The 25,537-nt window shown below is 37.2% G+C and carries 25 protein-coding genes and 1 other annotated feature; of the genes, 9 read left to right on the forward strand and 16 right to left on the reverse strand.

What is annotated here, in order from left to right; all coding sequences use genetic code 11:
* Nucleotides 1–26: 26 nt before the first annotated feature.
* The 5 genes from mgtE to C7B89_RS12655 form a co-directional block, all read right to left on the reverse strand.
* Entirely contained in the window at nt 27–1,403 is a 1,377-nt protein-coding gene (gene mgtE, locus C7B89_RS12635; RefSeq protein WP_048392024.1) for a magnesium transporter, read from the reverse strand.
* A 418-nt stretch (nt 1,404–1,821) separates the two neighbouring features.
* Nucleotides 1,822–2,757: an RluA family pseudouridine synthase gene (locus C7B89_RS12640; protein WP_103117497.1), complete on the reverse strand. Its 936-nt coding sequence runs from the start codon at nt 2,755–2,757 to the stop codon at nt 1,822–1,824.
* Complete coding sequence (locus C7B89_RS12645; protein ID WP_004227435.1) at nt 2,732–3,526, reverse strand: NAD kinase; 795 nt, start codon at nt 3,524–3,526, stop codon at nt 2,732–2,734. Before C7B89_RS12645 ends, C7B89_RS12640 begins: the two co-directional genes overlap by 26 nt.
* Nucleotides 3,523–4,194, reverse strand: coding sequence for a GTP diphosphokinase (gene yjbM, locus C7B89_RS12650; RefSeq protein WP_004227437.1), 672 nt, complete (start codon nt 4,192–4,194; stop codon nt 3,523–3,525). The genes C7B89_RS12645 and yjbM overlap by 4 nt, the downstream gene beginning before the upstream one ends.
* A gap of 56 nt (nt 4,195–4,250) precedes the next feature.
* Nucleotides 4,251–4,634 (reverse strand): UPF0738 family protein, encoded by a 384-nt coding sequence (locus tag C7B89_RS12655; protein WP_004227440.1) that lies wholly within the window; start codon nt 4,632–4,634, stop codon nt 4,251–4,253.
* 126 nt (nt 4,635–4,760) lie between these two features.
* On the opposite strand from C7B89_RS12655, the gene C7B89_RS12660 reads away from it, so the two are divergent.
* The 4 genes from C7B89_RS12660 (at nt 4,761) to C7B89_RS12675 (ending at nt 7,566) form a co-directional block, all read left to right on the forward strand.
* Nucleotides 4,761–5,348 carry a CYTH domain-containing protein gene (locus tag C7B89_RS12660; protein ID WP_103117496.1) on the forward strand — a complete coding sequence of 196 codons (588 nt, stop codon included), beginning with the start codon at nt 4,761–4,763 and terminating at the stop codon, nt 5,346–5,348.
* 29 nt (nt 5,349–5,377) lie between these two features.
* Nucleotides 5,378–6,136 carry a lytic transglycosylase domain-containing protein gene (locus C7B89_RS12665; RefSeq protein ID WP_048392027.1) on the forward strand — a complete coding sequence of 253 codons (759 nt, stop codon included), beginning with the start codon at nt 5,378–5,380 and terminating at the stop codon, nt 6,134–6,136.
* A gap of 220 nt (nt 6,137–6,356) precedes the next feature.
* Entirely contained in the window at nt 6,357–6,764 is a 408-nt protein-coding gene (locus tag C7B89_RS12670) for a globin domain-containing protein (RefSeq protein ID WP_004227447.1), read from the forward strand.
* Nucleotides 6,757–7,566 carry a DsbA family protein gene (locus tag C7B89_RS12675; protein WP_004227450.1) on the forward strand — a complete coding sequence of 270 codons (810 nt, stop codon included), beginning with the start codon at nt 6,757–6,759 and terminating at the stop codon, nt 7,564–7,566. The genes C7B89_RS12670 and C7B89_RS12675 overlap by 8 nt, the downstream gene beginning before the upstream one ends.
* Nucleotides 7,567–7,957: 391 nt before the next feature.
* Here the strand turns inward: C7B89_RS12675 and pepF are convergent, their stop codons facing one another.
* The 4 genes from pepF to spxA form a co-directional block, all read right to left on the reverse strand.
* Nucleotides 7,958–9,775, reverse strand: a complete 1,818-nt coding sequence (gene pepF, locus C7B89_RS12680; protein ID WP_115673840.1) for an oligoendopeptidase F — start codon at nt 9,773–9,775, stop codon at nt 7,958–7,960.
* A 51-nt stretch (nt 9,776–9,826) separates the two neighbouring features.
* Nucleotides 9,827–10,945 (reverse strand): competence protein CoiA, encoded by a 1,119-nt coding sequence (locus C7B89_RS12685; protein ID WP_115673841.1) that lies wholly within the window; start codon nt 10,943–10,945, stop codon nt 9,827–9,829.
* Between the two features lie 193 nt (nt 10,946–11,138).
* The gene (gene mecA, locus C7B89_RS12690) at nt 11,139–11,807 is read right to left on the reverse strand and encodes an adaptor protein MecA (protein ID WP_004227456.1); all 669 of its coding nucleotides are present in this window, start codon (nt 11,805–11,807) and stop codon (nt 11,139–11,141) included.
* Nucleotides 11,808–12,239: 432 nt separating this feature from the next.
* On the reverse strand, nt 12,240–12,635 hold the full coding sequence (gene spxA / locus C7B89_RS12695; RefSeq protein ID WP_025116803.1) for a transcriptional regulator SpxA: 396 nt from the start codon (nt 12,633–12,635) through the stop codon (nt 12,240–12,242).
* A 491-nt stretch (nt 12,636–13,126) separates the two neighbouring features.
* Nucleotides 13,127–13,348: a binding site (T-box leader), on the forward strand.
* A gap of 115 nt (nt 13,349–13,463) precedes the next feature.
* Here spxA and trpS point away from each other — a divergent pair.
* The gene (trpS, locus tag C7B89_RS12700; protein ID WP_048392030.1) at nt 13,464–14,453 is read left to right on the forward strand and encodes a tryptophan--tRNA ligase; all 990 of its coding nucleotides are present in this window, start codon (nt 13,464–13,466) and stop codon (nt 14,451–14,453) included.
* A gap of 2 nt (nt 14,454–14,455) precedes the next feature.
* On the opposite strand, the gene C7B89_RS12705 is transcribed toward trpS, so the two are convergent.
* The 3 genes from C7B89_RS12705 to C7B89_RS12715 form a co-directional block, all read right to left on the reverse strand.
* Nucleotides 14,456–14,677, reverse strand: coding sequence for a YuzI family membrane protein (locus C7B89_RS12705; RefSeq protein ID WP_016994330.1), 222 nt, complete (start codon nt 14,675–14,677; stop codon nt 14,456–14,458).
* A 106-nt stretch (nt 14,678–14,783) separates the two neighbouring features.
* Nucleotides 14,784–16,025 (reverse strand): beta-ketoacyl-ACP synthase II, encoded by a 1,242-nt coding sequence (gene fabF, locus C7B89_RS12710; RefSeq protein WP_115673842.1) that lies wholly within the window; start codon nt 16,023–16,025, stop codon nt 14,784–14,786.
* A 30-nt stretch (nt 16,026–16,055) separates the two neighbouring features.
* Entirely contained in the window at nt 16,056–16,994 is a 939-nt protein-coding gene (locus tag C7B89_RS12715; protein WP_048392032.1) for a beta-ketoacyl-ACP synthase III, read from the reverse strand.
* Between the two features lie 465 nt (nt 16,995–17,459).
* Between C7B89_RS12715 and C7B89_RS12720 the strand changes: the two genes are divergently transcribed.
* Nucleotides 17,460–17,654, forward strand: coding sequence for a YjzD family protein (locus tag C7B89_RS12720; RefSeq protein WP_004227469.1), 195 nt, complete (start codon nt 17,460–17,462; stop codon nt 17,652–17,654).
* A 49-nt stretch (nt 17,655–17,703) separates the two neighbouring features.
* Here C7B89_RS12720 and C7B89_RS12725 read toward each other — a convergent pair whose 3' ends face one another.
* A complete protein-coding gene (locus tag C7B89_RS12725) occupies nt 17,704–19,830 on the reverse strand; it encodes an ATP-dependent Clp protease ATP-binding subunit (protein ID WP_082148127.1) in 2,127 nt (708 codons plus the stop codon).
* A gap of 266 nt (nt 19,831–20,096) precedes the next feature.
* Between C7B89_RS12725 and C7B89_RS12730 the strand changes: the two genes are divergently transcribed.
* Nucleotides 20,097–20,783: a Crp/Fnr family transcriptional regulator gene (locus C7B89_RS12730; RefSeq protein ID WP_048392033.1), complete on the forward strand. Its 687-nt coding sequence runs from the start codon at nt 20,097–20,099 to the stop codon at nt 20,781–20,783.
* 60 nt (nt 20,784–20,843) lie between these two features.
* On the opposite strand, the gene C7B89_RS12735 is transcribed toward C7B89_RS12730, so the two are convergent.
* Together C7B89_RS12735 and C7B89_RS12740 are read right to left on the reverse strand one after the other, a co-directional pair.
* Entirely contained in the window at nt 20,844–21,152 is a 309-nt protein-coding gene (locus tag C7B89_RS12735; RefSeq protein ID WP_004227477.1) for a metal-sulfur cluster assembly factor, read from the reverse strand.
* Nucleotides 21,153–21,205: 53 nt separating this feature from the next.
* The gene (locus C7B89_RS12740; RefSeq protein ID WP_048392034.1) at nt 21,206–21,970 is read right to left on the reverse strand and encodes a prolyl oligopeptidase family serine peptidase; all 765 of its coding nucleotides are present in this window, start codon (nt 21,968–21,970) and stop codon (nt 21,206–21,208) included.
* A gap of 121 nt (nt 21,971–22,091) precedes the next feature.
* Here C7B89_RS12740 and C7B89_RS12745 point away from each other — a divergent pair, with 121 nt between their 5' ends.
* Together C7B89_RS12745 and C7B89_RS12750 are read left to right on the forward strand one after the other, a co-directional pair.
* Nucleotides 22,092–22,901, forward strand: a complete 810-nt coding sequence (locus tag C7B89_RS12745) for a Cof-type HAD-IIB family hydrolase (RefSeq protein WP_048392035.1) — start codon at nt 22,092–22,094, stop codon at nt 22,899–22,901.
* Between the two features lie 142 nt (nt 22,902–23,043).
* The gene (locus C7B89_RS12750) at nt 23,044–23,901 is read left to right on the forward strand and encodes a DegV family protein (RefSeq protein WP_048392036.1); all 858 of its coding nucleotides are present in this window, start codon (nt 23,044–23,046) and stop codon (nt 23,899–23,901) included.
* A 50-nt stretch (nt 23,902–23,951) separates the two neighbouring features.
* Here C7B89_RS12750 and C7B89_RS12755 read toward each other — a convergent pair whose 3' ends face one another.
* Nucleotides 23,952–25,418 (reverse strand): alpha-amylase family glycosyl hydrolase, encoded by a 1,467-nt coding sequence (locus C7B89_RS12755; RefSeq protein WP_115673843.1) that lies wholly within the window; start codon nt 25,416–25,418, stop codon nt 23,952–23,954.
* Between the last annotated feature and the right edge of the window lie 119 nt (nt 25,419–25,537).

A 25,537-nucleotide genomic window follows, 5' to 3' on the forward strand; every position in this document is an offset into this window, starting at 1 on the left:
ATATGCGAAAGTAAGCAAATTGGTTCTTAGCCTATTTGGCTTAAGAAAACTGTCGCTAAGCCCAAATAAATTAAAATACTTGTAATATCATTTAATGTAGTAATAAAGGGTCCTGATGCAACAGCAGGGTCAATTTTTAGTCGATGCATTAACAATGGAATAAATGAACCAGCTAATGTTGCCACTAAAATAGAACCACAAAGCGCTGCCCCTACTAACATACCTAGGACAAGTTCATGTTTCCAAAAATAAACGATCCCAATAACAATTAATCCACAAACAATGCCTGACATTAAGCCAGTACCTGCTTCACGTAATAGTAACTTCAATTTACTATGTTCTTCTACATCACCTGTTGCAATCCCTCGAATGGCCACGGCCAATGCCTGTGTTCCACTATTACCTGAAGTTCCTGAAATTAATGGAATAAAGACCGCTAGTAAGGCAACCTTATCTAAAGTATCCTCAAATTGCCCCATTAGGTTAGCTGTTAACATACCTAGAAACAGTAGAACTACTAGCCATGGCAAACGTTTTTTAGCTGCTTGGAATGGTGTTACATCAAATTTATCCATATCCGAAATACCAGCTAATTTAGAGTAATCCTCAGAAGCCTCTTCATCAATAACATCAATAATATCGTCAACCGTGATAATACCAAGTAATTCTCCTTTATCATCAATAACAGGTGTCGCTAAAAAATTATAATCCTTCATAATTTGCGCGACTTCTTCTTGGTCATCGCCTACATGTACCATTACGACACGTTCATTCATAATTGACCGAATAAGTGTATCCTCGTCAGCAATGATTAAGTCACGTAACGATATAACACCCGTTAGACGATGTTCTTCATCCACAACAAAAATATAATAAACGGTCTCTGCATCTGGTGCCTCTTTACGCAAAATAGCCATAGCTGAACGAACTGTTGAATTTTCTGGTATAGCGACATATTCAGTGGTCATGATAGAGCCAGCAGTATATTCATCGTAGCTTAGTAGCTCATTAATATCTTCTGCCGCTTCTTCATCCATCATTTCTAAATAGCTTTCGCGCTGTGCTGTATCCAGTTCATTTAAGACATCTGCCGCATCATCCGCATACATATGAGATAGCATTTCTGCACCGTATGATGGATCCATTTCAGCAAGATATGCTTTATACTCATCATCTTCAATATCGATTGCCTCAAAAATATCAGCCATTTCTGTCGGAGACAAGAACGAATAGATGATTTTCCTTATATCAGGTTCCACCTTTTCATAAAACGTTGCCTGATCATATGGATGAAGTTCTAAAAACTCATCACGGAATGCGTCAATATTATGTGCTTCCAGCATTTCTCGTAGATGTGCCTCATCAAATTGCACATCATCCTTTTCATTTCTTTCCTCTATCATGCTTGTCCCCTCCTTCCGAGCTTTCAATCATTTTACGGGCAATGCTGCCGTAAATCTACCTTCTATATAATAGAGTGTAATGTACCTTTTCTGCAAACTCTTTTTTAAGTTATATTTATGAGCAATTGGGCAGATTTTTATAAAATTCAATATTACGCCTAAAATCATGACGATTCTATTTTACTATACCTTACCTTTGTCACTTTGTTATGAATAAGGTGTAAAAAATAATCTACTTCTCTAGCCAAACTCCAAGATAGTTGTTGTTGACGCGCAGATAAACAATACATCCAATTTTCACCTACCATACAACCTGTGATATTAAGAATCTCCCTCGTGAAGAAATACGCAGTTTAACCTAATTCAAAAAACGATAAGGAGATGCTCGTTTGCGCGAACACCTCCTTTTATCAAAAATTTATGCTGAAGATTCCTTCAGTAATCTTTGCATGTCTTCATTTAGCATACTTGTAAAGTGTAATGGCACACTTGTTAAAGGATGCTCCATACTTAAAGATACACAATGTAATGCTTGTCGATCAATCTGAAGACGACTACCACCATAAAGGTCATCCCCCACAAGTGGGTGTCCAAGATGTGACATGTGCACGCGAATTTGATGTGTACGCCCTGTATGCAATTGAAGTCGTACATGTGTCATTGGTTCAGCACCCAGTGAAAAACGCTTCAGAACCTTTACATCCGTATGTGCATATTGTCCATCTTCTCGTACTTCTCTTTCAATAATACTAGCTTCTTTACGACCAATCGGAGCTATAATCGATTGAAAGTTTTGTTCGATATGTCCATGTACAATGGCTTCATATTGTCTTGAAATCTCTCTCTTACGCTGAGCAAGCCCTGTTAAATGATGAATATGAGCATGCTTAGCTATGCATAGTAAACCTGATGTATCTCGGTCTAGCCTTGTAACAATATGAGCCGTAGAGGCCAATCCTTGTTGCTGAAAATAGCCACAAACTAAATTTGCAATGCTGTTGGTTGGATGCTCTCGTGAGGGTATCGTACTTTGATGAGCTGGTTTGTTGAGCACTATGATGGCATCATCTTCGTATACAATGGACAAATCTCCATACTCGATAGCAAGCCCTTCACTTTTTTCTTCAGGAGGAAACGTTACTTTCACACAATCTCCAACTTGCAGGATATGTCTCACATTACGTTCGACATCATTCACAGTCAACATGCCACCATCAAACTTAATAGCTGTTAGAGCTCGCTTAGAAATACGCCACTCTTGAAGAGCCTCTCGTAATAATTGGCCATTTTTCTTTGCCTCAAATTGTAATGTAAATCTTGTATCCACGTTATTCATTTGCAACAAATGATTCATGCACTCGCTCCCAAAATGGGAATGGTCGGAAACGGGCAAAACGTACTCTTTCATTTGCTACATTAAACGCTATGGCTTTGACATCACCTTGAGTAATTTGCAAGTGATCAACAGTCATATTAAAATTTTGTTCATTTACAGGACGCAATACACAATGATGGTGTGCTGGTAAGATTAATGGCGATCCTACTGTCCTGAAAACGCGGTTATTAATTGAGGCAATTTCAGTGACTTGGAGTGCCGCTAGTGTAGGATGTATGATGGCTCCACCTAGAGCTTTATTATAAGCCGTACTACCCGAGGGAGTGGATACACAAAGACCATCACCACGGAAACGCTCAAATTGATTGCCATTTAACTCTACATCCATCACAAGTGTAACATCTGGCGATTTGACGGTTGCTTCGTTTAAAGCAAGATACGTATTTGATTCGGCATTATGATGCTCTACCCTTACTTCCAGCAGTGGATATTCCACAACATTAAAATCCTTCTTAGCAATGGACAAAACTAATTTTTCTAATTCAGATGGTTTCCAATCCGCATAAAATCCTAAATGCCCTGTATGGATACCAACGAAGGCTACCTGATCTAATAAATGGGAGTATCGATGAAAGGCATGCAATAGTGTGCCATCTCCTCCAATCGAAACAACAATTTCTGGCGTCTCTTCATCATAGGTCAAGCCAAAATCCTGTAAATAGGTTTTAGCAAGTTCCATCAGCTCGTTGGATTGTGCATCTCTACGTGATTGAATCGAAAATTTCATTGTGCGTCACGCTCCTTCTCCGTTAGTAAATTAGGATTCGATGCTTCTTTATATTCGCTAAAGTAGGCCTGTGCCTCTTGAATTTCACTACGAATGGATGACATTTCCTCATCCAACCGAAATGCTGCCTCGGCAGCACTTTGCAAGCGATTCTTAATCTCTTCTGGGAACATGCCCTTATATTTATAATTTAAAGAATGCTCTATTGAAGCCCAGAAATTCATGGCTAGTGTACGGATTTGTATTTCCGCTAATACTACTTTTTTTCCTTGTATTGTTTCAACAGGATACTCCACTATCATATGGTAGGAGCGATAACCACTAGGCTTATTATGTGTAATATAATCGCGTTCTTCCACTACACGCATATCTTTTCGCTGACGAATTAGCTCAGTTACCGTTGAAATATCATCAACAAATTGACACATAATCCGAAGGCCAGCAATATCACCAAGTTCATCACCAAGTTGTTTAGAAGGCTCAAAAGCTAGTCCTTTTTCTAACGTTTTGTCATATATACTTGCTAAAGGCTTGACACGTCCTGTAACAAATTCAATTGGCGAATTGGCATTAACAATACCAAATTGCGAACGCATGCCCTTTAATTTTACTTTTAATTCGTCTACTGCTTGTTTATAAGGACTTAAAAAAATTTCCCATTGTCCCATTGTAAAAACCTCCCGACAATCGGTATCGAACACCACCATCTGTTCGTTTTGTCTTTCTATTCAGCAAGAATAGCCTTGAAGTGTTGTTCCACTGCCTGGACAAATTCTGCCCCATAATTGTAATTTCCTTCAATATTATACACGAGCATTTCCAATTCCTCGTAGAAATTTGTCAGCTCAATCACTTCTTCACCTATTCGTAGCAATGGATTTTTCCCTTTTTGTAAAATATGTACAAGATTTTCCCAACTACTCGGTGGAAAACGCAAGTAATGATAGTCTTCACCTGCATCAAGTAAATAAATGAATGCAAAATCATCTGAATCTGCAATGAGTTGTCCAGCAGGTTTTAACTGTAAATTTACTTCATTGTCGTTTAAACTAAAATGAAGTTGATCTTGTTCAAAATTCGATGTATCTATTGTATAAATTTTACGCACATGCGGTTCCCCTTTTCGTTGTACTCTTCCTCTTATTTTAGCACACAGGGTAAATAGTTGCAGTGTGTAAATATTAATTCGAGCGAAACAACGGATGAAAAATAAAAAATAAATAGGTGACTATAAATGACACAAGAAATTGAAATTGAATTTAAAAATCTATTAACAAAACAACAATACGAGCAATTATTACAAGAGTTCCACATTAGCCAAAATGCTATTCATCGTCAAACAAATCATTATTTTGACACACCTAATCAAGCAATTCGCAACCTACAAAGTGGTCTTCGTATTAGACAAATTGGTGATTATTTCGAATGTACGCTCAAAGAAAAAAACGCCGAGCATGCTCACCTTGAAACGACGGATGAAATAACAGCAATAGAGGCGCAACAAATGTTAGATGGCAAAGGATTTTATGCTCAAGAGGTAGCTAAAAGATTAGCTCTTCATCACATTCCTTTAGAACAATTGCATGTATTTGGTTCTCTCACTACAGATCGTGTCGAAATTCCTTACAAAGAGGGACTTCTCGTTTTTGATCATTCTTTCTATTTGCAGCGTGACGATTATGAGGTAGAATATGAAGCAAAAGATGCAATAAAAGGAAATATAATTTTCGACGAATTTTTACAAAAATATGGTATTGATAAGCAACCAACTGATAAAAAAATTGCTCGTTTTATGAAGGCACTAAAAGCACAAAATTTATAAAAGTAGAAAAAAGGAAGGTGTCTGACTCCTTGGATATTCAATCATTCAAATCTTTACTAGAAATTCGGGCTCTGCAAACACTTGGATCAAGCGAAAGTTCACCCACGGACAATGAGTCTATTTTTTCTGATATGATTAACGAATTATTAGGAGAAACTTCGACAGCAAGTAATGCTAAATTATCAAGCTTGCTTGCTACAGGAACAGCAAATAATTCAAATTTCGTCAAAGAATTAGCTACTTTGGAGCAAAGTCCATTAGAATCATTACTTTACAAAGGGTCTAATGCTGTGTTTATACCTGAATCAGTCAAACAAGCTTTAGCAAACACATATGCTAATAACAAACTTGATTCCTATGTTTCAGACGATGTAATAGGCTCTACAGCATATGCTAATTCACTAGCAGGATCAAATGAGTATACTGCCATTATTGAAAAAGCAGCCGCTACTTATCAGATACCCGCGAAGCTTATTGCAGCGGTTATTAAACAAGAATCTAATTTTAATCCAACTGTAGTAAGCCATGCGGGTGCGCAAGGTTTAATGCAACTCATGCCCAAAACAGCACAATATTTGGGTGTGACTAACGCTTTTGATCCAGAGCAGAATATTATGGCTGGTGCAAAATATTTGCGTCAAATGCTAGATAAGTTTAATAATGACCCTTCACTAGCATTAGCAGCTTATAATGCTGGCGCATCTCGTGTTACGAAATATGGAGGAATCCCTCCTTTCAAAGAAACACAGAATTATGTCAAAAAAGTGATGAATTACTTTACAGTGTAATCGCATCTTTCCTGTTATCTATGTCATTTCCAACAAATTTCACCCATAGTGGTGAAATTTGTGCTTTTGTAGCGAACAGCAATTCGAAAGAGCTCTTTGTTTGTGTTAACGAAAAGACGTTGATAGAATGAAGGTAGTCACAAGAATTTCACAATTTGATGAGGATGAAGTATACAATATGGTACTTTACGATATAAAGAATTAAAGGAGCATATAACTTATGAGTCGAAAATACACTGTTCCTTATGAGGAGCTGGGAGCTGAAAAACTGTCAGAACTCATTCATGCGTTCTATAAAAGAGTTGCTCAGCATCCTGATCTTATTCCAATCTTTCCAAAAGATTTAACAGAAACAGCCCGTAAACAAATTCAATTTCAAACACAGTATTTAGGAGGGCCAAATCTTTTTACTGAGGAGCATGGTCATCCGATGATGCGTGCACGTCACATGAATTTTCCTATTACACCTGACCGCGCTCAAGCTTGGCTAGAGTGTATGTCAGAAGCAATGGATGAGGTAGGTTTGGAAGGGAAGTTCCGTGAAACTTATTATCAACGTTTAGTATTAACAGCTCATCACATGGTTAATACGCCAAATGACGATGAGGGGGAATTGTTACGTGAATAATATTCAAATGTTGCAAGAGCCAACGCCAACGATTTCTACTGCAAACAAGCCAATTGAATTGTATATTTTCGTAGATCCACTTTGCCCTGAAGCTTTCAGTATGCAAGCAACTCTTCGTAAATTACAGCTTGAATACAACCATTACTTTACATGGCGCTTTGTTTTAAGTACAGAACTTACTTCTTTAAATTGCTTAAGTAAACGTGTCAAAGGCTGTATTTCAGGCATCGAACTTGATATTAATCACCCTGTTTTACCTTCTATCGCTATTAAAGCAGCTGAATTACAGGGGAAACGTGCAGGTGCGCGTTATTTGTCGAAACTACAAGAATACGTATTATTAAGTCATCAAGATGTAAACTCCTATGCAACGCTTTTAAAAATAGCTGAGGATGTTCAACTCGATATGAATGAGTTTACTGTTGACTTTGGTTCAAAAGAGGCAGCACGTGCTTTCCAATGCGATTTATATATTAAACGCGAAATGGAAGTAGATGAAGTACCAAGTATCGTATTTTTCAATGAATGTATTGAAGATGAGGGACTAAAAGTTAGTGGTAGCTATTCCTATGAAGTTTATGAACATATTTTACAAGAAATGCTGAACGAACAGCTTGTCCGTCAGCCTTTACCATCAATAGAGGACTTATTTTCTAAATTCCATACTCTTTCTACAAATGAAATAGCTTTTATCTATTCATTAACAGAGCAAGCAGCAGAGCGTGAACTAAAGAAACGCATGCTGCAACAAAAGATCGAACGAATCCAGACTACTCACGCTACGTTATGGCGTCTTAAATAATAAAATAAACAATAGGGACTCCAATCATCATGATGGAGTCCCTTTTTCAAGATAACGCAAAATACAAAGAAGCGCCTCTATCCTCGACCGATAGAGACGCTTCTTTTTCACAAAGGGGATGGGAGAAATGTTCACGTTCAAACAAAGGGGTGTATGTTTGTTTTGTGATTTATTTCACAAGAATTACTCTATCATGGAATAATATATTTAGCAATGAAACCAATACTAGATTCACAAATTTGTCAAATAGAAAGCGATTACAAACAGTATTTTTCCAAGATGCACACTTTTAAACTATTTAGAAATCAAAAAAAAACATTATTCTTTCCTTTTAATTTATGCTGTTAATAAAAATAATTGGGCTATAGGAACATTCCTATAGCCCAATTAATTAGTTATTTAACAATAATTTTTCTAATTCATTTAAACGTTCTTCAAATACTTTACATGCATCTTCAATTGGCTTAGCTACGTTCATATCAACGCCTGCTGCCTTTAATACCTCAATAGGGAAATCAGAGCATCCCGCTTTTAAGAAGTTATTAATATAACGTTCTACAGCTGGTGCACCCTCCTCTAAAATTTGTTTACTCAACGCTGTAGCGGCTGATTTACCAGTCGCATACTGATAAACATAGTAATTATAGTAGAAGTGTGGAATACGAGCCCATTCTAAGCCTATTTCCTCATCTACCACCATATCATCACCGAAGTACTTTTTGTTTAATTCATAGTAAACTTCTGTTAAACGATCTGCTGTCAAGGATTCACCGTTCTTATCCATCTGATGAATAAGGTGTTCGAACTCTGCAAACATTGTTTGTCTGAATACCGTACTTCTGAAGCCATCTAGCCAATGGTTTAATAAGTATATTTTTTGTTGTGGATCATCAATTGTTTTCAGTAAATAGTCATTTAATAACTCTTCATTGCAAGTAGAAGCGACCTCTGCCACAAAAATAGAGTAGTCTCCATAAACAAATGGCTGGTTGTTGCGTGAATAATAACTATGAACACTATGGCCAAATTCATGTGCTAATGTAAATAGATTGTTCACATTATCCTGCCAATTCATTAAAATATACGGATTCGTACCATAGGCGCCTGAAGAATAGGCTCCACTACGCTTCCCTTTATTCTCTAAAACATCGACCCAGCGGTTATCCAGTCCATTTTGAACGATGCTTTGATATTCCTCCCCTAATGGAGCTAAAGCCTTTACTAAAATATCTTTCGCTTCATCATAAGAGACCTTCATTTCCACCTCTTTAACTAGTGGCGCAAATAAATCCCACATATGCAATTCGTCTACACCCAATAATTTCTTACGCAACGAAATATAACGTTGCATAGCTGGTAAATGCTTATGAATTGTTTCCACCAGCTGATCATAGACATTTTCAGGAATGAAGTTATTAGACATGGCAGCGTGGCGTGCAGATTCATAATGACGAATTCGAGCACTTACATTATGCTTCTTTACATTACCAGTTAGCGTAGACGAGAACGTATTTTTAAACTTGCCGTATGTTTCGTACATAGCCTTAAATGCGCCTTCACGTACAGAGCGATCCTTGCTCTCTAAAAACTTGATATAATTACCATGCGTAAGTTGTACTTCTTCTCCCTCTTCATTTTTCACATGAGGGAATACCATATCGGCATTGTTTAACATGCTGAATGTATTCGAAGCTGTACCTGTCACCTCAGACATTTGCGCTAGCAATGCCTCCTGTTCGGCTGGTAATACATGTGGACGTGCCATTGTAATTTCTTTTAAAGATTGCTTATATAGTTCTAGGTGTTGGTTTTCTGTTAAGTAGCGTTCAATCGTTTCTTCACTTAATGACAGAATTTCTGGCGTTAAATAGGAAAGGCCAGCTGAGATACTCGTTGCCAATGTTTGAATACGGCTGTTCATATCTTGATAAAAGCTATTTGTAGTATCTTGATCATAGCGCATATGAGCATATGTGTAGAGCTTCATTGCACGTTCATATATATGATCATGATACTGTAAAGCTGCTAATAATGCCTCTGCCCCATTATTTAAAGTACCTGCATAGCTAGGTGCTTGTTTAGCAAGCTCTGCAACCTCCTTCAATTCCTCTTCCCAAGCTGCATCTGTTGCAAAGATGTCTTCTAAGCGCCATGTTAATTCTTCTGGTACTTCTTTTCGAACCAAAACCTGATTACTGTTACTAGCCATATATGCCAGCCCCCTTTATATGTGCTTTTTTCCTTTTACTCTCATATTTTCTCAGTATATTGTGGCAATTGCAAATAAATGTACATAGACTTGCTCACAATTATCTAGTAAACCATCCTCATGATATATACGCTTAAGAAGATACCCATAATTTTGAATAGCCCTGAGTGCTTGTTCGGTTACTTCCAGCTGATGCTTACATAAAAAGTTTTCCATCTGCCCCTTTGTTAATTCAAATGGAAGACGTCCTAATTGTTTACTAAAATAAAACAGCATTATTTGCCACTCGCTCGTAAACAAAGGGATAGCTGCTCCTTCTTTCACTGGAATACCAATGTATGGTGGCAGAGCAGTAAGAGAAAGATTTAATTCATAGCAATTACGTAAAAATGGATCTTGTGCCCCCTTCTTGCTATGTAAAAGACGACTATGCGCAAATTGCCTACAAGTCTGTTTATAGAGCTGCCAATAGCGTTGAAATTCTTCTGGGGTAATACGTTGAGGTCTATAAAAAGGGAAATGTTGTAGATCGACCGAAATTTTCTGTACTTTACCTATGAAAGTATGCCCATGAACATGAAGAAGATTCGTCCAATAAACAAACTGGGCTGTCACCGGGTTGTACGTCAATAAATATGGTAAATCCGTTGTCGTTATAAACGCCTTTTGCAAGAGTGGAGAGATTCTAATTTTTCTGATGCCGTTGACAGCTTCTTTGCCTTGTGGAGTTTGAAAAAGCCAAATTGCTTGTATATCGTTTCTTTCATAGCCCATTGTTCGTTGATGCCATTTTTCATGAGAGATAGTACTACATTGAAATTCAACTGCAAACTGCTCCTTATCGAGTGTAACAAGCAAATCTGGGCGCTGAGAAACCTCCTTTAAATATGGTTCTAGTTTCACCTGATGTCCATGCTTTTGGAGCCACTCATATAATTGCACTTTACCTTGTAAATGTATTTTAGATTCACCTTCTGCGAACAGCTGTGAACATTGATTTTTTGTGAAGTGAGCAAAGTGGGGAATATTATAGTTACCTATTTTCAATTGAACTTGTTCTAAACATTGAGGGCAATAAAATTTCATTTGCCGCCTATATCGCTGTAAAGCTTTCCTCGTATATTGATATGGGAGAAATAGTTGCTGTTGATTGTTATAGGCAATCAGCATAGTATCAGCTCCTTTTTAGCCAACTATAATAGAATGGATTTTCACTAACAAAAATAAAGCACCTTTTTCTTGAAATTTTAAAAATGCGCTCTTATTCAAGCTCTTTGATGCTGAAAACATAAAAAAGGACTGTAGCGAAACTCGATTCATTTACGAGTTTCACTACAGTCTAAAATAATTAGTATTTCATTGCCTATGCAAAGTATTTTCGAACTGTTTCAAAGCAATTGAATTCCATAATCTTTTCACCGTACTCCTCTAGACGATGAATTGTAAAATTGGATGGTGTTAAAAATTCCTTGATAACTGCATTTCTATCATGACGATTTAAATCCTCATCTGCGTTTCCGAAATCAACAACTAGATAGTACCAATTTTCATATTTGAATAATGAGGAATCCACTAATTCGTCTGTCATTCGTTTTGCGACAGGGATTAACTCATCAATATCTTTAAATTTATAAACATAAATGTCTGTATCCATAAATAATTCTGACTCATCCATGTCACCAAATTGAGTTAGTTGGCTAAGAAGATCCTCTCCAACTTCATCGAATGGTGCAAACATATCTTTGTGTTCATCAAAATTCGAATGACCATCTAATGTTTCACCGTCTTTTAAAATATGTGCACGTGTGACAATGATTTCTAAGCCTACTTCAGATGCATTGATATGAATCCAAATCGGACCCTCTACATCAAAATAATCCTCCGTGTTTACTTCATCAATCATATCCCAAAAAAGTTGTTCACCCTTTGCTCGATTGTACCAAATTTCTTCACGACTATAGCCGCGATCCTCTATATCATTGTACGTAATAAAGAGCTTGAGTGTATTTTCATTTACACGTTCGATGTCCACTAGACCTCATCTCCCTTCACTGTCATATGTCGAAAAACAGTTTGTTTCATTAGTATGCTTTTATTCTTTGTTTTTAACCTTCATACTGCATTTGTTTTTCAACCTTTGACCACACTACAGTAAAACCATCGAGTAACCGTAAACATGAATTTTTGTGTTCACAGTTGTCTCTAACTCTATTGTATGCTGTTCTGTCATAAAATGAAAAGGATATACACCGTTTCACAGAAGATATTTGAATTATTGAAATTGTAGTAAACTATTTAACTTAAATCAAGTTTAACATACTTTTACGGAAATATATGACTTTTCCCTATTAATTATTATACTTCATATAGAAGGTTTTACAGAAGTAAAACATAAAAAAAGATGTCACAACATGTATTCCACATCTGTAACATCTATTACATATATTATTCAGAATAGAAAGGTTTAATTCACCATTCGTTGCGCTTCTTGTAATTGATATGCTCGAACTTTTCGAGGTAAGAAACGACGAATTTCATCTTCATTGTAGCCAACCTGCAGACGTTTTTCATCTAAAATGATTGGTCTACGTAGTAAGCCAGGATATTCCTGAATTAATTCATATAAACGTTGTAATGGTAAGCTTTCAACGTCCACATTTAATTTTTGGAATATTTTAGAACGAGTGGAAATGATTTCATCAGTTCCATCTTCTGTCATTCGTAAAATTTTTTTTATTTCACTTATGCTAAGCGGTTCAGAAAATATATTACGTTCTGTATATGGAATTTCGTGCTCCTCTAACCAAGCTTTTGCTTTACGACAAGAGGTACAACTTGGTGATGTAAATAGGGTTACGATCATTCTGACACATCCTTTCATTTAAAAATCATTATCTATAAACCAGAACCAATGTGTTAAATTAGAATTAATGTAATGTAAAATACACAGTACCATTATACAGTACTCAGCTGTATTTGAATATAGTTCCAATAAAAAAAATCTGAACCTATCCATAAATATTCTGTCTATTCATACAGCTTTCAAATATGATGTATTTTCTTCAAACTTATGTGCTACTACTACCATTCCCATTTTTAAAGCATTTTAAACATCTAAACAGATATCTCAGTTGTTCTCATTTAAGAAAAATAATCGAGAAAATTGTCAATCCCACGTGTACATCTAAACAATTTTTTAATAAAAAATTATAAATTTATAACAAAATTACATAATAAAAAAAGCATATAATTTTTTCTAGAAAAAAAACACCGTCAAAAGTCTGACTTTACACAAAGGAATCTTTATAATATAATTCTTTGCAATCAAATCAATTTGAACAATTTAAATTGAGAAAAACGCTGACGAAGAGTAGTACATATGCTAATTCACGTATAGAGAGTCTGTGGTTGCTGTAAACAGATCGTGGATGCATGTGGAATGGACTTCCGAGTTAGCTTTGTGAACGCTACTTGAAGCTATTAGCAAAGCTCGTCCCTTCACGTTACGAAGCTGAGTGGCCTTTTTAGGCAAGCTGGGTGGTACCGCGGATTCAAACATCATTCGTCCCTTCATTAGAAAAAATCTAATGAGGACGCATGATGTTTTTTTGTCTTCATTACCAAGTTGAAAGGTGAAGACAACACTGTGACATAAGTTACAGCAATTGAATTCGAGGAGGAATTTTTTATGACAACTATTTTTTCTGGCGTACAGCCTACAGGTATCGTAACATTAGGGAACTATTTAGGAGCATTCAAGCAGTTCCCGGCACTACAAGATGAAGGAAACGCTATTTATTGTATCGTTGATCAACATGCCATCACTGTTGCACAAGATCCTAAAGAATTACGAGAAAGTATTCGTAAGCTTGCTGCTACCTACATTGCTACTGGCATTGACCCTAAAAAATCGACATTATTTATTCAATCAGAGGTGCCAGCGCATGCTCAGGCAGGATGGATGTTACAATGTGTTGCGTCTATCGGTGAGCTAGAACGTATGACACAATTCAAAGATAAATCACATGGTAAGGAAAGCGTATCTGCTGCTCTTTTAACATATCCACCGCTAATGGCTGCAGACATTCTACTTTATAACACAAATATTGTCCCTGTCGGCGATGATCAGAAGCAGCATATTGAGCTAACTCGTGACCTTGCAGAACGCTTTAACAAACGCTTTGGCGATGTTTTAACAATTCCTGAAATTCAATTACCTAAAGCTGGCGCACGCATTAAATCCTTACAAGAGCCAACAAAGAAAATGAGTAAATCAGATCCAAATACGAAAGCGACAATTCGCTTATTAGATACTGCGAAAGACATTGAGAAAAAAATTAAATCAGCTGTAACTGACTCTGACGGCATCGTTGCATTTGATGTGGAAAATAAACCAGGTGTTTCAAATTTATTGACAATCGAATCAGCTATTTCAGGGGTAGCCGTTGAAGATTTAGTCAAAAAATATGAGGGAATTGGTTATGGTGGATTCAAGCAGGGTGTAGCAACAGCAGTAATTGAACACCTAACACCTATTCAAGAGAAATTCTATCATCTAGTAGAATCATCAGAATTAGATGTCATTCTAGATGAAGGTGCTGAAAAGGCGAATGCGATTGCTAGTGCTACATTAAAACGTATGGAAGATGCTATGGGTCTTGGTCGCGCACGTCGCTAAACTTACGGCTTGTCTGAGGATCGATCAAAGCCCAAATCAAGCACAACTGCGCAGATGATGATACAGGCTCCTACCGCCATATAAAATTCTGTTGTTTGAAAAATAAATTTGAAAACAACCTTCCATGAATAACCTAGTGTGCGGTAATTTAAATACAATATGAGATTCCCTACAGAGAGGATCATTAAGCCATAACTTACTAAAAATAAAAAGAGACGAAACATAGTAATGGCATCCTTTCTATTTCTTCTTACTTATCATTTATTCACAAAACTATAAAAAAAGACGTCAGCCATTTAAATTTGGCTGACGTTTTTTTATGTTTATCTATTATGCTTCATATTTTTTGAATAGGAGACTTGCATTATGACCACCAAAACCAAGAGAATTACTCATTGCATATTGAATATTTGCTTCTCTTGCTTCGTTTGGAACATAATCTAAATCACATTCAGGATCAGGATCTTTTAAATTGATTGTAGGTGGTAAAATTCCTTCTTTAAGGGCTAATGCTGTGAAAATAGCTTCCACACCACCTGCTGCTCCTAATAAGTGACCCGTCATAGATTTTGTTGAGCTCATTGCAAGGTTATACGCATGATCACCAAAAGCAGTTTTCACAGCTTGTGTTTCGAATAAATCGTTATATGGCGTACTTGTACCATGGGCATTAATATAATCAACTTGTGATGGCTCTACGCCACCATCTGTTAATGCTTGCGTCATCGCACGTGCTGCACCTTCACCCTCTGGAGCTGGAGCCGTAATGTGATGCGCATCCCCAGTTGCACCATAACCTAAAACTTCAGCATAGATTTTGGCACCACGAGCTTTTGCATGTTCATATTCTTCTAAAATGACAATACCCGCTCCTTCTCCGATAATAAAGCCATCTCGGTTTTTATCGAATGGGCGACATGCTGCTTGTGGATCTTGATTTAATGATAGTGCTGTATTGGCACAAAAACCTGCAACCGCCATTGTTACGATTGGTGATTCAGCACCACCAGAAATCATAACATCAGCATCTCCACGCTCAATTACTTTAAAGGCATCACCAATAGAGTTTGTGCCTGAAGCACATGCCGTTACAGAACAAGAATTAATCCCCTTTGCACCAAAGTGAATAGAGACTTGGCCCGATGCCATATCAGGAATCATCATTGGGATAAAGAAAGGACTAACACGTCTTGCGCCACGCTCTTGGAATGTTAAAAATTGTTGTTCATATGTTTCCATTCCACCGATACCAGAACCAATCCATACACCTGCACGTGGAGCTAGCTCTTCATCAATTGATAGCTGTGCATCTTCCATTGCCATAATAGAAGCCGCTAATGCGTATTGTGTGAAGCGATCCATTTTACGTGCTTCTTTACGATCAATGTATTTTTCAATATCAAAGTCCTTTACTTCTGCGGCGATTTTTGCGGCAAAAAGATCTTTATTTAAACGTGTCAGCTCACCAATGCCAGATTTACCAGCTTTAATGTTTGCCCATGTTTCTTCGATGCTATTTCCTAGTGGTGTAACTGCGCCAATTCCTGTAATTACTACTCGTCTTTTACTCATTGTCTTACTCCCCTCAAGCATTTTTCCTACTTATTTTCCCCATCTCATGGCTACGGCACCCCATGTTAAGCCGCCACCAAAACCTACAAGGACTAATAAATCATCCTCTTTAATCTTACCTGCTTCGAGCTCATCTACCAAGGAAATACCAATAGATGCTGCTGAAGTATTTCCGTATTTATGAATCGTTTTTGACATTTTTTCTGGTGGTAGCTCTAAACGCTCACGTGCAGATTCCATAATACGTATATTTGCCTGATGTGGCACTAGGAAATCAACGTCTTCTTTTGTTAAACCCGCTTTCTCTAATACATTAACAGCCGATTCACCCATTTGTCGAACAGCAAATTTAAACACTTCACGACCATTCATCGCAATTGTATCTTGCTTCGTTAAATAAAGATTCTTTCCGCCTGTACCATCTGCACCAAGTTCAAAGGATAGAATACCTCTACCTTCAGAGACTTGCCCAATGATAGCTGCACTGGCACCATCGCCAAATAATACAGCTGTATTGCGATCTTCCCAATCAACGACTTTCGACAGCTTTTCAACACCTACTACTAAGACATATTTATAAGCATTTGCCTCAACAAAGTGCTTTGCTGTCACTAAACTATATATAAATCCTGCACATGCTGCTGCTTGATCCATTGCTGCAGCATTTACTGCTCCGATTTGTTCCTGAATCATACAAGCTACACTTGGAAAAGTTTGATCCTGTGTGACAGTTGCTACAAGAATTAAACCAATTTCCTCAGGCGTAATACCCGCATTTGCAATAGCTTCTTTTGCAGCAGCTACTGCCAAATCTGAAGTTTCCTGATCATCTGCCGCAAAATGACGTTCTTCAATGCCTGTTCGAGTACGAATCCATTCATCAGAAGTATCCATGATTTTTTCCAAATCAAAATTTGTAACGACCTTCTCAGGAACATATTTGCCTATTCCTATAATACCAGCGTTCATATAGCAACCCCTCAGCTTTCTTACTATCAATTATTAGTAACTGGTCATAATTATAACGCATATAAAAGGAATGACGCAAGATGATTTAAAATTTATGCGGCTGAGGGTAGTGTTCTTTGAATAAAGAAGTGAAGAATTTTATGGAATGAGGTTATTCTGTTTAGAGCTTTATCTATCGTACTTTGTTGAGCTTGTTCATTATTTTTCAAAGCACCTTGCATCATGTATGAGCGGTGTTCTTCCCTTTTGGAGCACTTTTCACCCGCTTAGGAGCACATTCCCCTATTTCAGAGCTGTTCCTAAATACTTTACATTACTAAACATAAAATACTAAATCTCATATTTGTTGTGACAAAATCGCCATGTTTCACATAAATGGTTCATTTTTTTTTGATTTATGTTATGATATGATAATGAATATGAGTAAAACCTTATGATGAAAAAAGTTCGGTTGAGGTGAAATTAATGCAATATATCGTAACGTTCATATGGTCATTCCTACTAGTTTCTATGTTAAACTACGTAGTCAGCTCTGTACTTGGTGTACCATTTGATTTCAAAACTGGGGCAATCGTTTCTGTTGTATTCTCCATCCTTATCTTTATTATTGGAGCAATCATTCCAAACGACCCTACACCAGAAGCTGCAGACCATCATTAATTCAGCTAGAAAAAACCTGTTCAGCTTCATGCCGAACAGGTTTTTTCTGTTATTTTTCCACAACACATTGACCCTCATGCATTTTCACATGCAACGTCTCCCCCGGTAAAACTTCTCCGCGTAATAGTTCTTTAGCAACGGCTGTTTCGATATGTCGCTGTACAAAGCGTTTTAGTGGTCTTGCTCCAAATTGGGCATCTGCACCTTGCTCTACTACCCAATCAATGACTTCTTGCTCCACAGATAAAGTAATTTCTTGCTCTGCGACACGTTTAATCAATTGCTCCACATACTTCCAGGCAATCGCAGTAAAATGTTTAGTAGATAATGCATGGAAGAAGATGATATCATCCATTCTGTTTAATAGCTCAGGTTTAAAATGTTGTCGTAGGGCTGACATGACTAAGTCCTCCACAGCCGCATCATTTTCCTTTGCCTCCATTAAATAACTTGATCCGATATTCGAAGTTAAAATGACTACTGTATTTGTAAAATTCACCATTCGTCCCTGACTATCTGTAATGCGCCCATCATCTAAAATTTGCAATAAAATGTTCGCCACATCAGGATGAGCTTTTTCAATCTCGTCTAGAAGCACCACAGAATAAGGATTTCGGCGAACTGCTTCCGTTAGTTGTCCACCTTCCTCATAGCCCACATAGCCTGGAGGAGCCCCAACAAGTCGAGACACACTATGTTTCTCCATGTATTCACTCATATCAATCCGAATAAAGTGATCTTCTGAATCAAATAACTGTGCAGCAAGTGCCTTGGCAAGTTCTGTTTTACCTACACCAGTTGGACCTAAAAATAAAAAGCTACCAATAGGTCGGTGTGGATCTTTGATACCTGCACGTGCACGCCATACCGCTTCTGTCACTAATTGAACTGCTGTATCTTGTCCAACCACACGTTCATGTAATGTATCCTTTAAACGTAATAATTTTTCACGCTCACCCTCTACTAATTTTGTTACAGGGATTCCTGTCCAACGTGAAACAATTGCTGCGATTTCATCTGCTGTTACCTCTTCACGTAAAATACGAGATTCTGCACCGTTCTCTAATTCCTTTTCAAGTACCTGAATGTCTTTTTCAAGTGTCGGAATTTTACCATGACGTAATTCAGCAGCTTTATTTAAATCATATTTACTTTCTGCCTCATCTAGATCACGACGATATTTATCCAATGTTTCACGTTTTTTCTGAATATCGTGTAGTTTTTCTTTTTCTGCTTCCCATTGTTGTCGCATGCCCTTAGATGACTCTTTTAACTTTGTTAATTCTTCGCGTAATTGCTCCAGACGTTTTTTACTTGCCTCGTCCTTTTCCTTACGCAATGCCTGTTCCTCAATTTCAAGCTGCATAATACGACGTGTGACTGCGTCTAATTCCTGTGGCATTGAATCAATTTCTGTACGAATCATTGCACAAGCCTCATCAATTAAATCAATGGCCTTATCAGGTAAAAATCGTTCTGTAATATAGCGATTGGATAGTTCTGCTGCCGCAACAATTGCTCTGTCATGAATACGTACTGCGTGATGTAATTCAAAGCGTTCCTTTAAACCACGTAAAATGGATACCGTATCCTCTATAGATGGCTCACGCACTAGTACTTGCTGGAATCGACGTTCTAAGGCAGGATCCTTTTCAATGTACATACGATATTCGTCTAAGGTAGTAGCACCAATACAGTGTAATTCACCACGTGCTAGCATAGGTTTTAGCATATTTCCTGCATCCATAGCGCCATCTGTTTTTCCTGCACCTACGATCGTATGAATTTCATCAATAAATAGAATGATTTGTCCTTCTGATTCTTTTACTTCTTTTAGCACACCTTTTAAGCGTTCTTCAAATTGTCCACGATAACTTGCACCAGCGATTAACGCACTCATATCCAGTTCATATAGCACACATTCTTTCAAGCCTTCTGGTACATCACCTTTAACAATACGCTGTGCTAAACCTTCCACAATTGCCGTTTTACCAACTCCTGGTTCACCGATTAATACAGGATTATTTTTCGTTTTACGTGTTAGAATACGAATTACATTTCGAATTTCTTCATCACGCCCGATAACAGGATCCATCTTGCCGTTTTTTACTTCTTCAATTAAATTGCGCCCAAATTGTTCTAATGGTTTTTTATTGTCTGTTTGTTGAAATTGCATAGCTAGCACTCCTTTTTTTCATATTTCTCATTATTTATATACCCATTCTTATTCATTAAAAAAGTTTGACCTTTTTTGACTAACTTTATTTTACATCACTCGACAATGCTTAGCAAAGAAATCGTCCTAAAATTTTTTCACTTATTATGGAAGTTTACGTTATAATAATGGTATGTTTCTATGTTTTAGTATCGAAATCCACTATCCTTTTGTAATAATCGCCATTTATTACAAAAAGAAAGCGATGTGTTGGAGATATGGTTTTAATGGATAATATGTTTGAAAAAATTAAAGAACTTTTTCAAAACCACGGTGTTTTTATCAAAGTGAATAAAGGAAATAAAATTTTTCTAGAGGGTGAACGGGCAAAAGAAATTTATTACATCCAATCAGGTGTTATTTCGATTAGCCAAGAATCCGAGACGGGTAAGGAATTAACCATTCGTATTTGTGGCCCTGACAGCATAATAGGAGAAGGTTCGTTATTTTGTAATCTCGTCTATAATTCAATGACTGCCAAAGTTTTAGAACCCTCTACGTTGTATGTTTTGAGTCGTAAATCTTTGGAGCATTTACTAGAAGAGCAGCCGACAGTTATGGTGGAATACATGAAGTGGCTACAAACAGAAAACTTAAAGCATCAGAGTCGTTTGCGCGATTTAGTGTTAAACGGTAAAAAAGGTGCTCTATTTTCAACGCTCATTCGGCTGTCCAATACGTATGGTAAACCTGTAGAAAATGACTCGATTTTTATTGATTTTCAGCTAACAAATACAGAAATTGCAAATCTGTGTGCGACAAGTCGGGAAATGATTAATCGTATGCTGAATGATTTAAAAAAACATGAGATTATCACTTTTGATAAAGGATTTATTACCATTCATGATTTACAATTTTTAAAAAATGAAATTGCCTGTGAAAATTGTCCATTACAAATATGCCGTATCGATTAGTTTCGTTACAAGCAAAAACCCTGCTTATTGAAAAATAAGCAGGGTTTTAAATAATCCATTTTAACGTACGCCCAATGCCATTTTGGCATAGCGTGACATTTTATCTTTCGACCAAGGTGGATTCCATACAATATTAACATTTGTACTTTTCACTTCTGGAAGTTCACCTAACGCCGTATTCACTTGATCCACAATGACTGGACCAAGTGGGCAGCCCATAGATGTTAGTGTCATCGTAACAGTTGCAACACCTTCATCATCTAATTCCACATCATATACTAAACCTAAGTTGACAATATCAATGCCAAGCTCAGGATCAATTACGTTTTCTAAAGCACCTAACATGCTATCTTTCATATCCTGATCCATTCGTATTTCTCCTTCCATCATAGTGTTAACCTTATCATAGCAGATGCACCCTGTTATGCCAAATGCTGTGCAAGCCATGCTGTAGCTGCTAGCATACCGTCACGTGGTACAGCATGTCCAGCCCTTTTGTTAACCATGAACTTTAAATATTCAGGGTTTGCTTCATAGTATTCCCGTAATGTTTCATAAAATTTATACGTTTCGTGAAAAGGAACTGTTTTATCTAATTCTCCATGCCAAAAGAATACAGGGCGACCCGCGAATTTTTCTGGTGTTAAACTGACATCATATTTAGCAAGGGCTTCATTAATTTTTTCTACGTCTTCCTCTGACATCGGCCAGTTAACTCCGCTTTTAGCAAATTGTTGCAATTGGTATTCACCCAATTTTATAAAACCAGGTGCACCCATGCATATTGCAGCTGTTTGTATCCAATCATAAAGTTTCAGACAGCCTGATGTCACGATGCCACCCATTGAAGTGCCTCCTATGCCAATTTTATGACTAGCTAATAAATTTTTATTCTTTAATACATCATATAATTGTTGTACTTCATGAATAGAATTTAAAACAATGTCCCAAAAATTTAAATTCATTTGCATTTCTGTTAGGCCTTCGCTACGCTCACCATGAAATTTTGCATCTGGCAATAGGACACGCACCCCTTTATGCACCAATTGGTATGCATAGTGTAAGTTATGTTCTTTTGCACTCATAAAGCCATGCAAAAAAATGACTACCGGGGTTTCTTCATTCATATTGTCTGTATGTATATGTAATAAAGGAATATTTCCCCACACTTCTTTTTCTACAAACATTATTGTCACTCCCAACTATTCTCTCATCTTTATGTTAGCAAACTTTTTTCACTGTGACAAAATTTTGACGAATGTAAGACAAAGAGATACTATTCAAACTATAGGAAAGGGGCAACGAGCTATGAAACCGCATTTAATCGTATTAGACTTAGATGGAACTTTATTAACAGATCAACAGCAAATTTCTGCAAAAACGAAAAAAACATTATTGCAGGCTAAGGAACAAGGGCATCAAGTGATGATTGCGACAGGACGTCCTTACCGAGCAAGTACTATTTATTATCAAGAACTTGGGCTCACTACACCCATTGTTAATTTTAATGGCGCATATGTGCATCATCCTAAAAATGTCTCTTGGCAACATATGCACACACCAATTGATTTAAGTGTCGTACATGATGTCGTTGATTCTATTAACAGTTATGAATACGAAAATATTATCGCTGAGGTAAAAGATGAAGTTTATGTTCACACAGAGGACGATCGTATCTTAAATATCTTTAATATGGGTAACCCAAAAATTACACTTGGCGATTTATACACACACCTCTTGGAAAATCCTACAAGTTTGCTGATTCAGGCAAATGAAGCCAATTCGGTTATTATACGTGATCATTTACAGGCAGTGCATGCTGAAGTCATCGAGCATCGTCGCTGGGGCGCGCCACTTCATATTATTGAAATTGTGCGTCGCGGCTTAAATAAAGCTGTGGGTATTGCACATGTCGCAAAAGATTTAGGTATTCCTCGTGAGCGCATCATCGCATTTGGTGATGAAGACAATGATTTAGAAATGATCGAATATGCTGGACTTGGTGTAGCGATGGGGAACGGTATTTCAAGTCTTAAAAACATTGCCAATGAAATTACGACAACGAATAATGATGATGGAATTGCAAAAATACTCATTGAACGCTTGAAATTATCATAGTTAAGTAGTAAGTTCAAGTTAACATTCCATTTTTACCAGTTTAACTTTATTCAGTGGTACCCCTTCCATTTATCTAAAGTGAGTATCTACTGAATAAAGTTAAAAAGCTTTAAAAGTAAGTTGAAATTAGGGGGACAAGAGAATGAAGATTTTTACGGATAGTGGATGTGATCTACCAAAATCTTACTATGAAGAAAAAGATGTCGTGCTACTCCCTTTACGAGTGCAATTGAACAACAAAGAATATGAAGATGTGATTTCAATTGATTCCAAAGAGATCTATGATGCAATACGCCAAGGTGCTCAGCCAAAAACATCACAAGTGTCACCTGAGCTCTTTTTGAAGCATTTTGAGGAGCTAGCCAAAAATGATGAAGAAGGTATTTATATCGCTTTTTCATCAGAATTATCAGGCACATATAGTACCGCTCAAATGATTCGCAATCAGGTACTTGAGCAGTATCCTTCCTTAAAACTAGTCATTATCGACTCTAAATGCGCATCACTAGGACATGGCCTTGTCGTGGAAGAAGCTGTACGACTGCGAAATATAGGAGTATCCTTAGAAGACATGGCCTCTAAAATAAATACCCTTGCACCTCAGGTCGAGCATTTATTTACAGTAGAAGACTTAGATTACCTTGCAAAAGGTGGTCGTGTATCAAAAGCTAGTGCATTTTTAGGTGGCCTTCTTAGTATTAAGCCTATTTTAAATGTAGAAGATGGCAAACTTGTACCGATTGAAAAGTCACGCGGTCGAAAAAAAGCACTTAATCGTATGTTAGATTTAATGCAGGAGCGTGGTGGCAGCTTTACAAATAAAATCGTAGGTATTAGCCATAGTGACGACGCTGCCTTTGCGAATGAAGCAAAAGCCTCTATTCAGGAGCGTTTTTCACCTCAAGCTGTGCAAATTACCATGATAGGTTCCGCGATCGGCTCACATGTCGGACCTGGGACTATTGCAATTTTCTTCACAAATAAAAGCTTTGAAGGCTAATAAAAAGCATGCTAGGATGGTTCCTGGCATGCTTTTTTGTCGTGTTATTATTATTGGACGTCTTGCTCCTGACGACGAACTTTCCCTCGTTTAATGATGATGACAACAAAGCCAATAAAGATCACCCATACTAAGCCAAGAGCCACCATATAAGGAGTGTTTAAGCCTTCATCATTGCGAACTTGATAAATTTCAACCATTTCTCTGTCTAAAATAACAGGATAGACTTCTTTTTCATTTAAGCGAACTTTTTCCTCATGTAAAATACCGTTCAGCATTTTCCCTTCACCAAGTTGTTCCGGTGTTAAGTCGACGCGTTGTGTTTTACCAGTATTATTAACCATGATTACCCACTTTTCTTCGTCAGAAGAACGTGTAAAGACAAGAAGGCCATTTTCATTTGTAATGACTTCAAAATCACCATTACGTAAAGTAGCTGATTGATTACGTAAAGATTGAACATTTTTAATATAATCTATCAGTTCCTCGTCTGTTTTAAAGTTATAAAGCTGGTGTGTATCTGGTTTTGCTTCCCCATTCATAGCAATTTCTGTCCCGTATTGTACGACAGGAATTCCTGGTAGCATAAATAAAGCACCCATCGCCATTTTTAAGCGGGTAGGTGGGAACATATTTTCATTAGCAGAGTCAAATGTAAAACGATGGGTTTCAAGTGAATCCACCATAATTTGTGTCGGTTTTTCTCCTGTGAAGGGTTCCATTAATTTAGAAGAATCCATATCCACGTTTTTAAATATATTACGATAGATATCTGCCGTTACAGGTGAGAAAGTTGCATCAAAGTCAGCATCGCTTTCTTCATTTGCTATCACATAAAGTGATGTTTTTGTCTCTTTTAATGCAGCTATTACTGCATTGATAAACGCTGTATCAGCCCCTGTGATATTTGTTAAACGAATGCCACCGATGTCATATGTAGAAACAAATTCAGTTACTGCTTGAATAAGTGCTTCTTGCACATCCTTATTCGATAAATCCCACTGTACTTGTTCATTATTGGTAGATACAATCCAATCCGCTTTCGATGCATCCTTTGCCCACTCATGATTTGGACTCACATTTGTAAGTGGAAAATCCACCATAATGGACATATTTTTCGCTTTGTAGGCCTCTACAGTACTTTGGAATTCTTCCGTTGTTCCAAAATGACGTTCTATTGTAGTATAACTTGTGGGCATTGATCCATCATACTTCTCTGTAGAAAAAATAGGCCCAATGGAAACAATTGTATAGCCCATCTCACCGATAAATTTCAGTTTATCCTGTAAACCTGTAAAATCGCCCCCCGCAAATTTCGAAGGGTCCTGCGTATTTGTATCAAAATCGTTTGTGCCCGAGCCATTAAAGAAACGGTCAACGAGTAAATCATAGATGCTTTCTTCTGCTATTGTTCTAGTCGCTGATTCATCCGCATGTGCTACTGGTATAGTACTTACTAATGAAGTTGCTAATAAAAGTGATGCAGCCGTCGCACTTATCCACTTCTTAAATTTCACTGTTATTCCCTCTCTTTCAAACCAATCAACGTCATTTTACCAAATAACTCTGTCACGTCGCTATCTTTTCCAAAGATTTTGCGTAAAAGCGAAATGAATTACGACAAAAAGGTGTCAAT

This window comes from Lysinibacillus capsici, from assembly GCF_003367505.1.
GTDB lineage: Bacteria > Bacillota > Bacilli > Bacillales_A > Planococcaceae > Lysinibacillus > Lysinibacillus capsici.

Bases quoted from the DNA above. Each gene is read 5' to 3' on its own strand.
- C7B89_RS12745 (WP_048392035.1), top strand. From the start codon at position 22,092: ATGAAACCGCATTTAATCGTATTAGACTTAGATGGAACTTTATTAACA.
- C7B89_RS12715 (WP_048392032.1), bottom strand. From the start codon at position 16,994: ATGAACGCTGGTATTATAGGAATAGGCAAATATGTTCCTGAGAAGGTC.
- C7B89_RS12750 (WP_048392036.1), top strand. From the start codon at position 23,044: ATGAAGATTTTTACGGATAGTGGATGTGATCTACCAAAATCTTACTAT.
- C7B89_RS12725 (WP_082148127.1), bottom strand. From the start codon at position 19,830: ATGCAATTTCAACAAACAGACAATAAAAAACCATTAGAACAATTTGGG.
- fabF (WP_115673842.1), bottom strand. From the start codon at position 16,025: ATGAGTAAAAGACGAGTAGTAATTACAGGAATTGGCGCAGTTACACCA.
- mgtE (WP_048392024.1), bottom strand. From the start codon at position 1,403: ATGATAGAGGAAAGAAATGAAAAGGATGATGTGCAATTTGATGAGGCA.
- C7B89_RS12735 (WP_004227477.1), bottom strand. From the start codon at position 21,152: ATGGATCAGGATATGAAAGATAGCATGTTAGGTGCTTTAGAAAACGTA.
- C7B89_RS12660 (WP_103117496.1), top strand. From the start codon at position 4,761: ATGACACAAGAAATTGAAATTGAATTTAAAAATCTATTAACAAAACAA.
- pepF (WP_115673840.1), bottom strand. From the start codon at position 9,775: ATGGCTAGTAACAGTAATCAGGTTTTGGTTCGAAAAGAAGTACCAGAA.
- C7B89_RS12645 (WP_004227435.1), bottom strand. From the start codon at position 3,526: ATGAAATTTTCGATTCAATCACGTAGAGATGCACAATCCAACGAGCTG.
- yjbM (WP_004227437.1), bottom strand. From the start codon at position 4,194: ATGGGACAATGGGAAATTTTTTTAAGTCCTTATAAACAAGCAGTAGAC.
- trpS (WP_048392030.1), top strand. From the start codon at position 13,464: ATGACAACTATTTTTTCTGGCGTACAGCCTACAGGTATCGTAACATTA.
- C7B89_RS12730 (WP_048392033.1), top strand. From the start codon at position 20,097: ATGGATAATATGTTTGAAAAAATTAAAGAACTTTTTCAAAACCACGGT.
- C7B89_RS12740 (WP_048392034.1), bottom strand. From the start codon at position 21,970: ATGTTTGTAGAAAAAGAAGTGTGGGGAAATATTCCTTTATTACATATA.
- C7B89_RS12720 (WP_004227469.1), top strand. From the start codon at position 17,460: ATGCAATATATCGTAACGTTCATATGGTCATTCCTACTAGTTTCTATG.
- C7B89_RS12670 (WP_004227447.1), top strand. From the start codon at position 6,357: ATGAGTCGAAAATACACTGTTCCTTATGAGGAGCTGGGAGCTGAAAAA.
- C7B89_RS12640 (WP_103117497.1), bottom strand. From the start codon at position 2,757: ATGAATCATTTGTTGCAAATGAATAACGTGGATACAAGATTTACATTA.
- C7B89_RS12705 (WP_016994330.1), bottom strand. From the start codon at position 14,677: ATGTTTCGTCTCTTTTTATTTTTAGTAAGTTATGGCTTAATGATCCTC.
- C7B89_RS12685 (WP_115673841.1), bottom strand. From the start codon at position 10,945: ATGCTGATTGCCTATAACAATCAACAGCAACTATTTCTCCCATATCAA.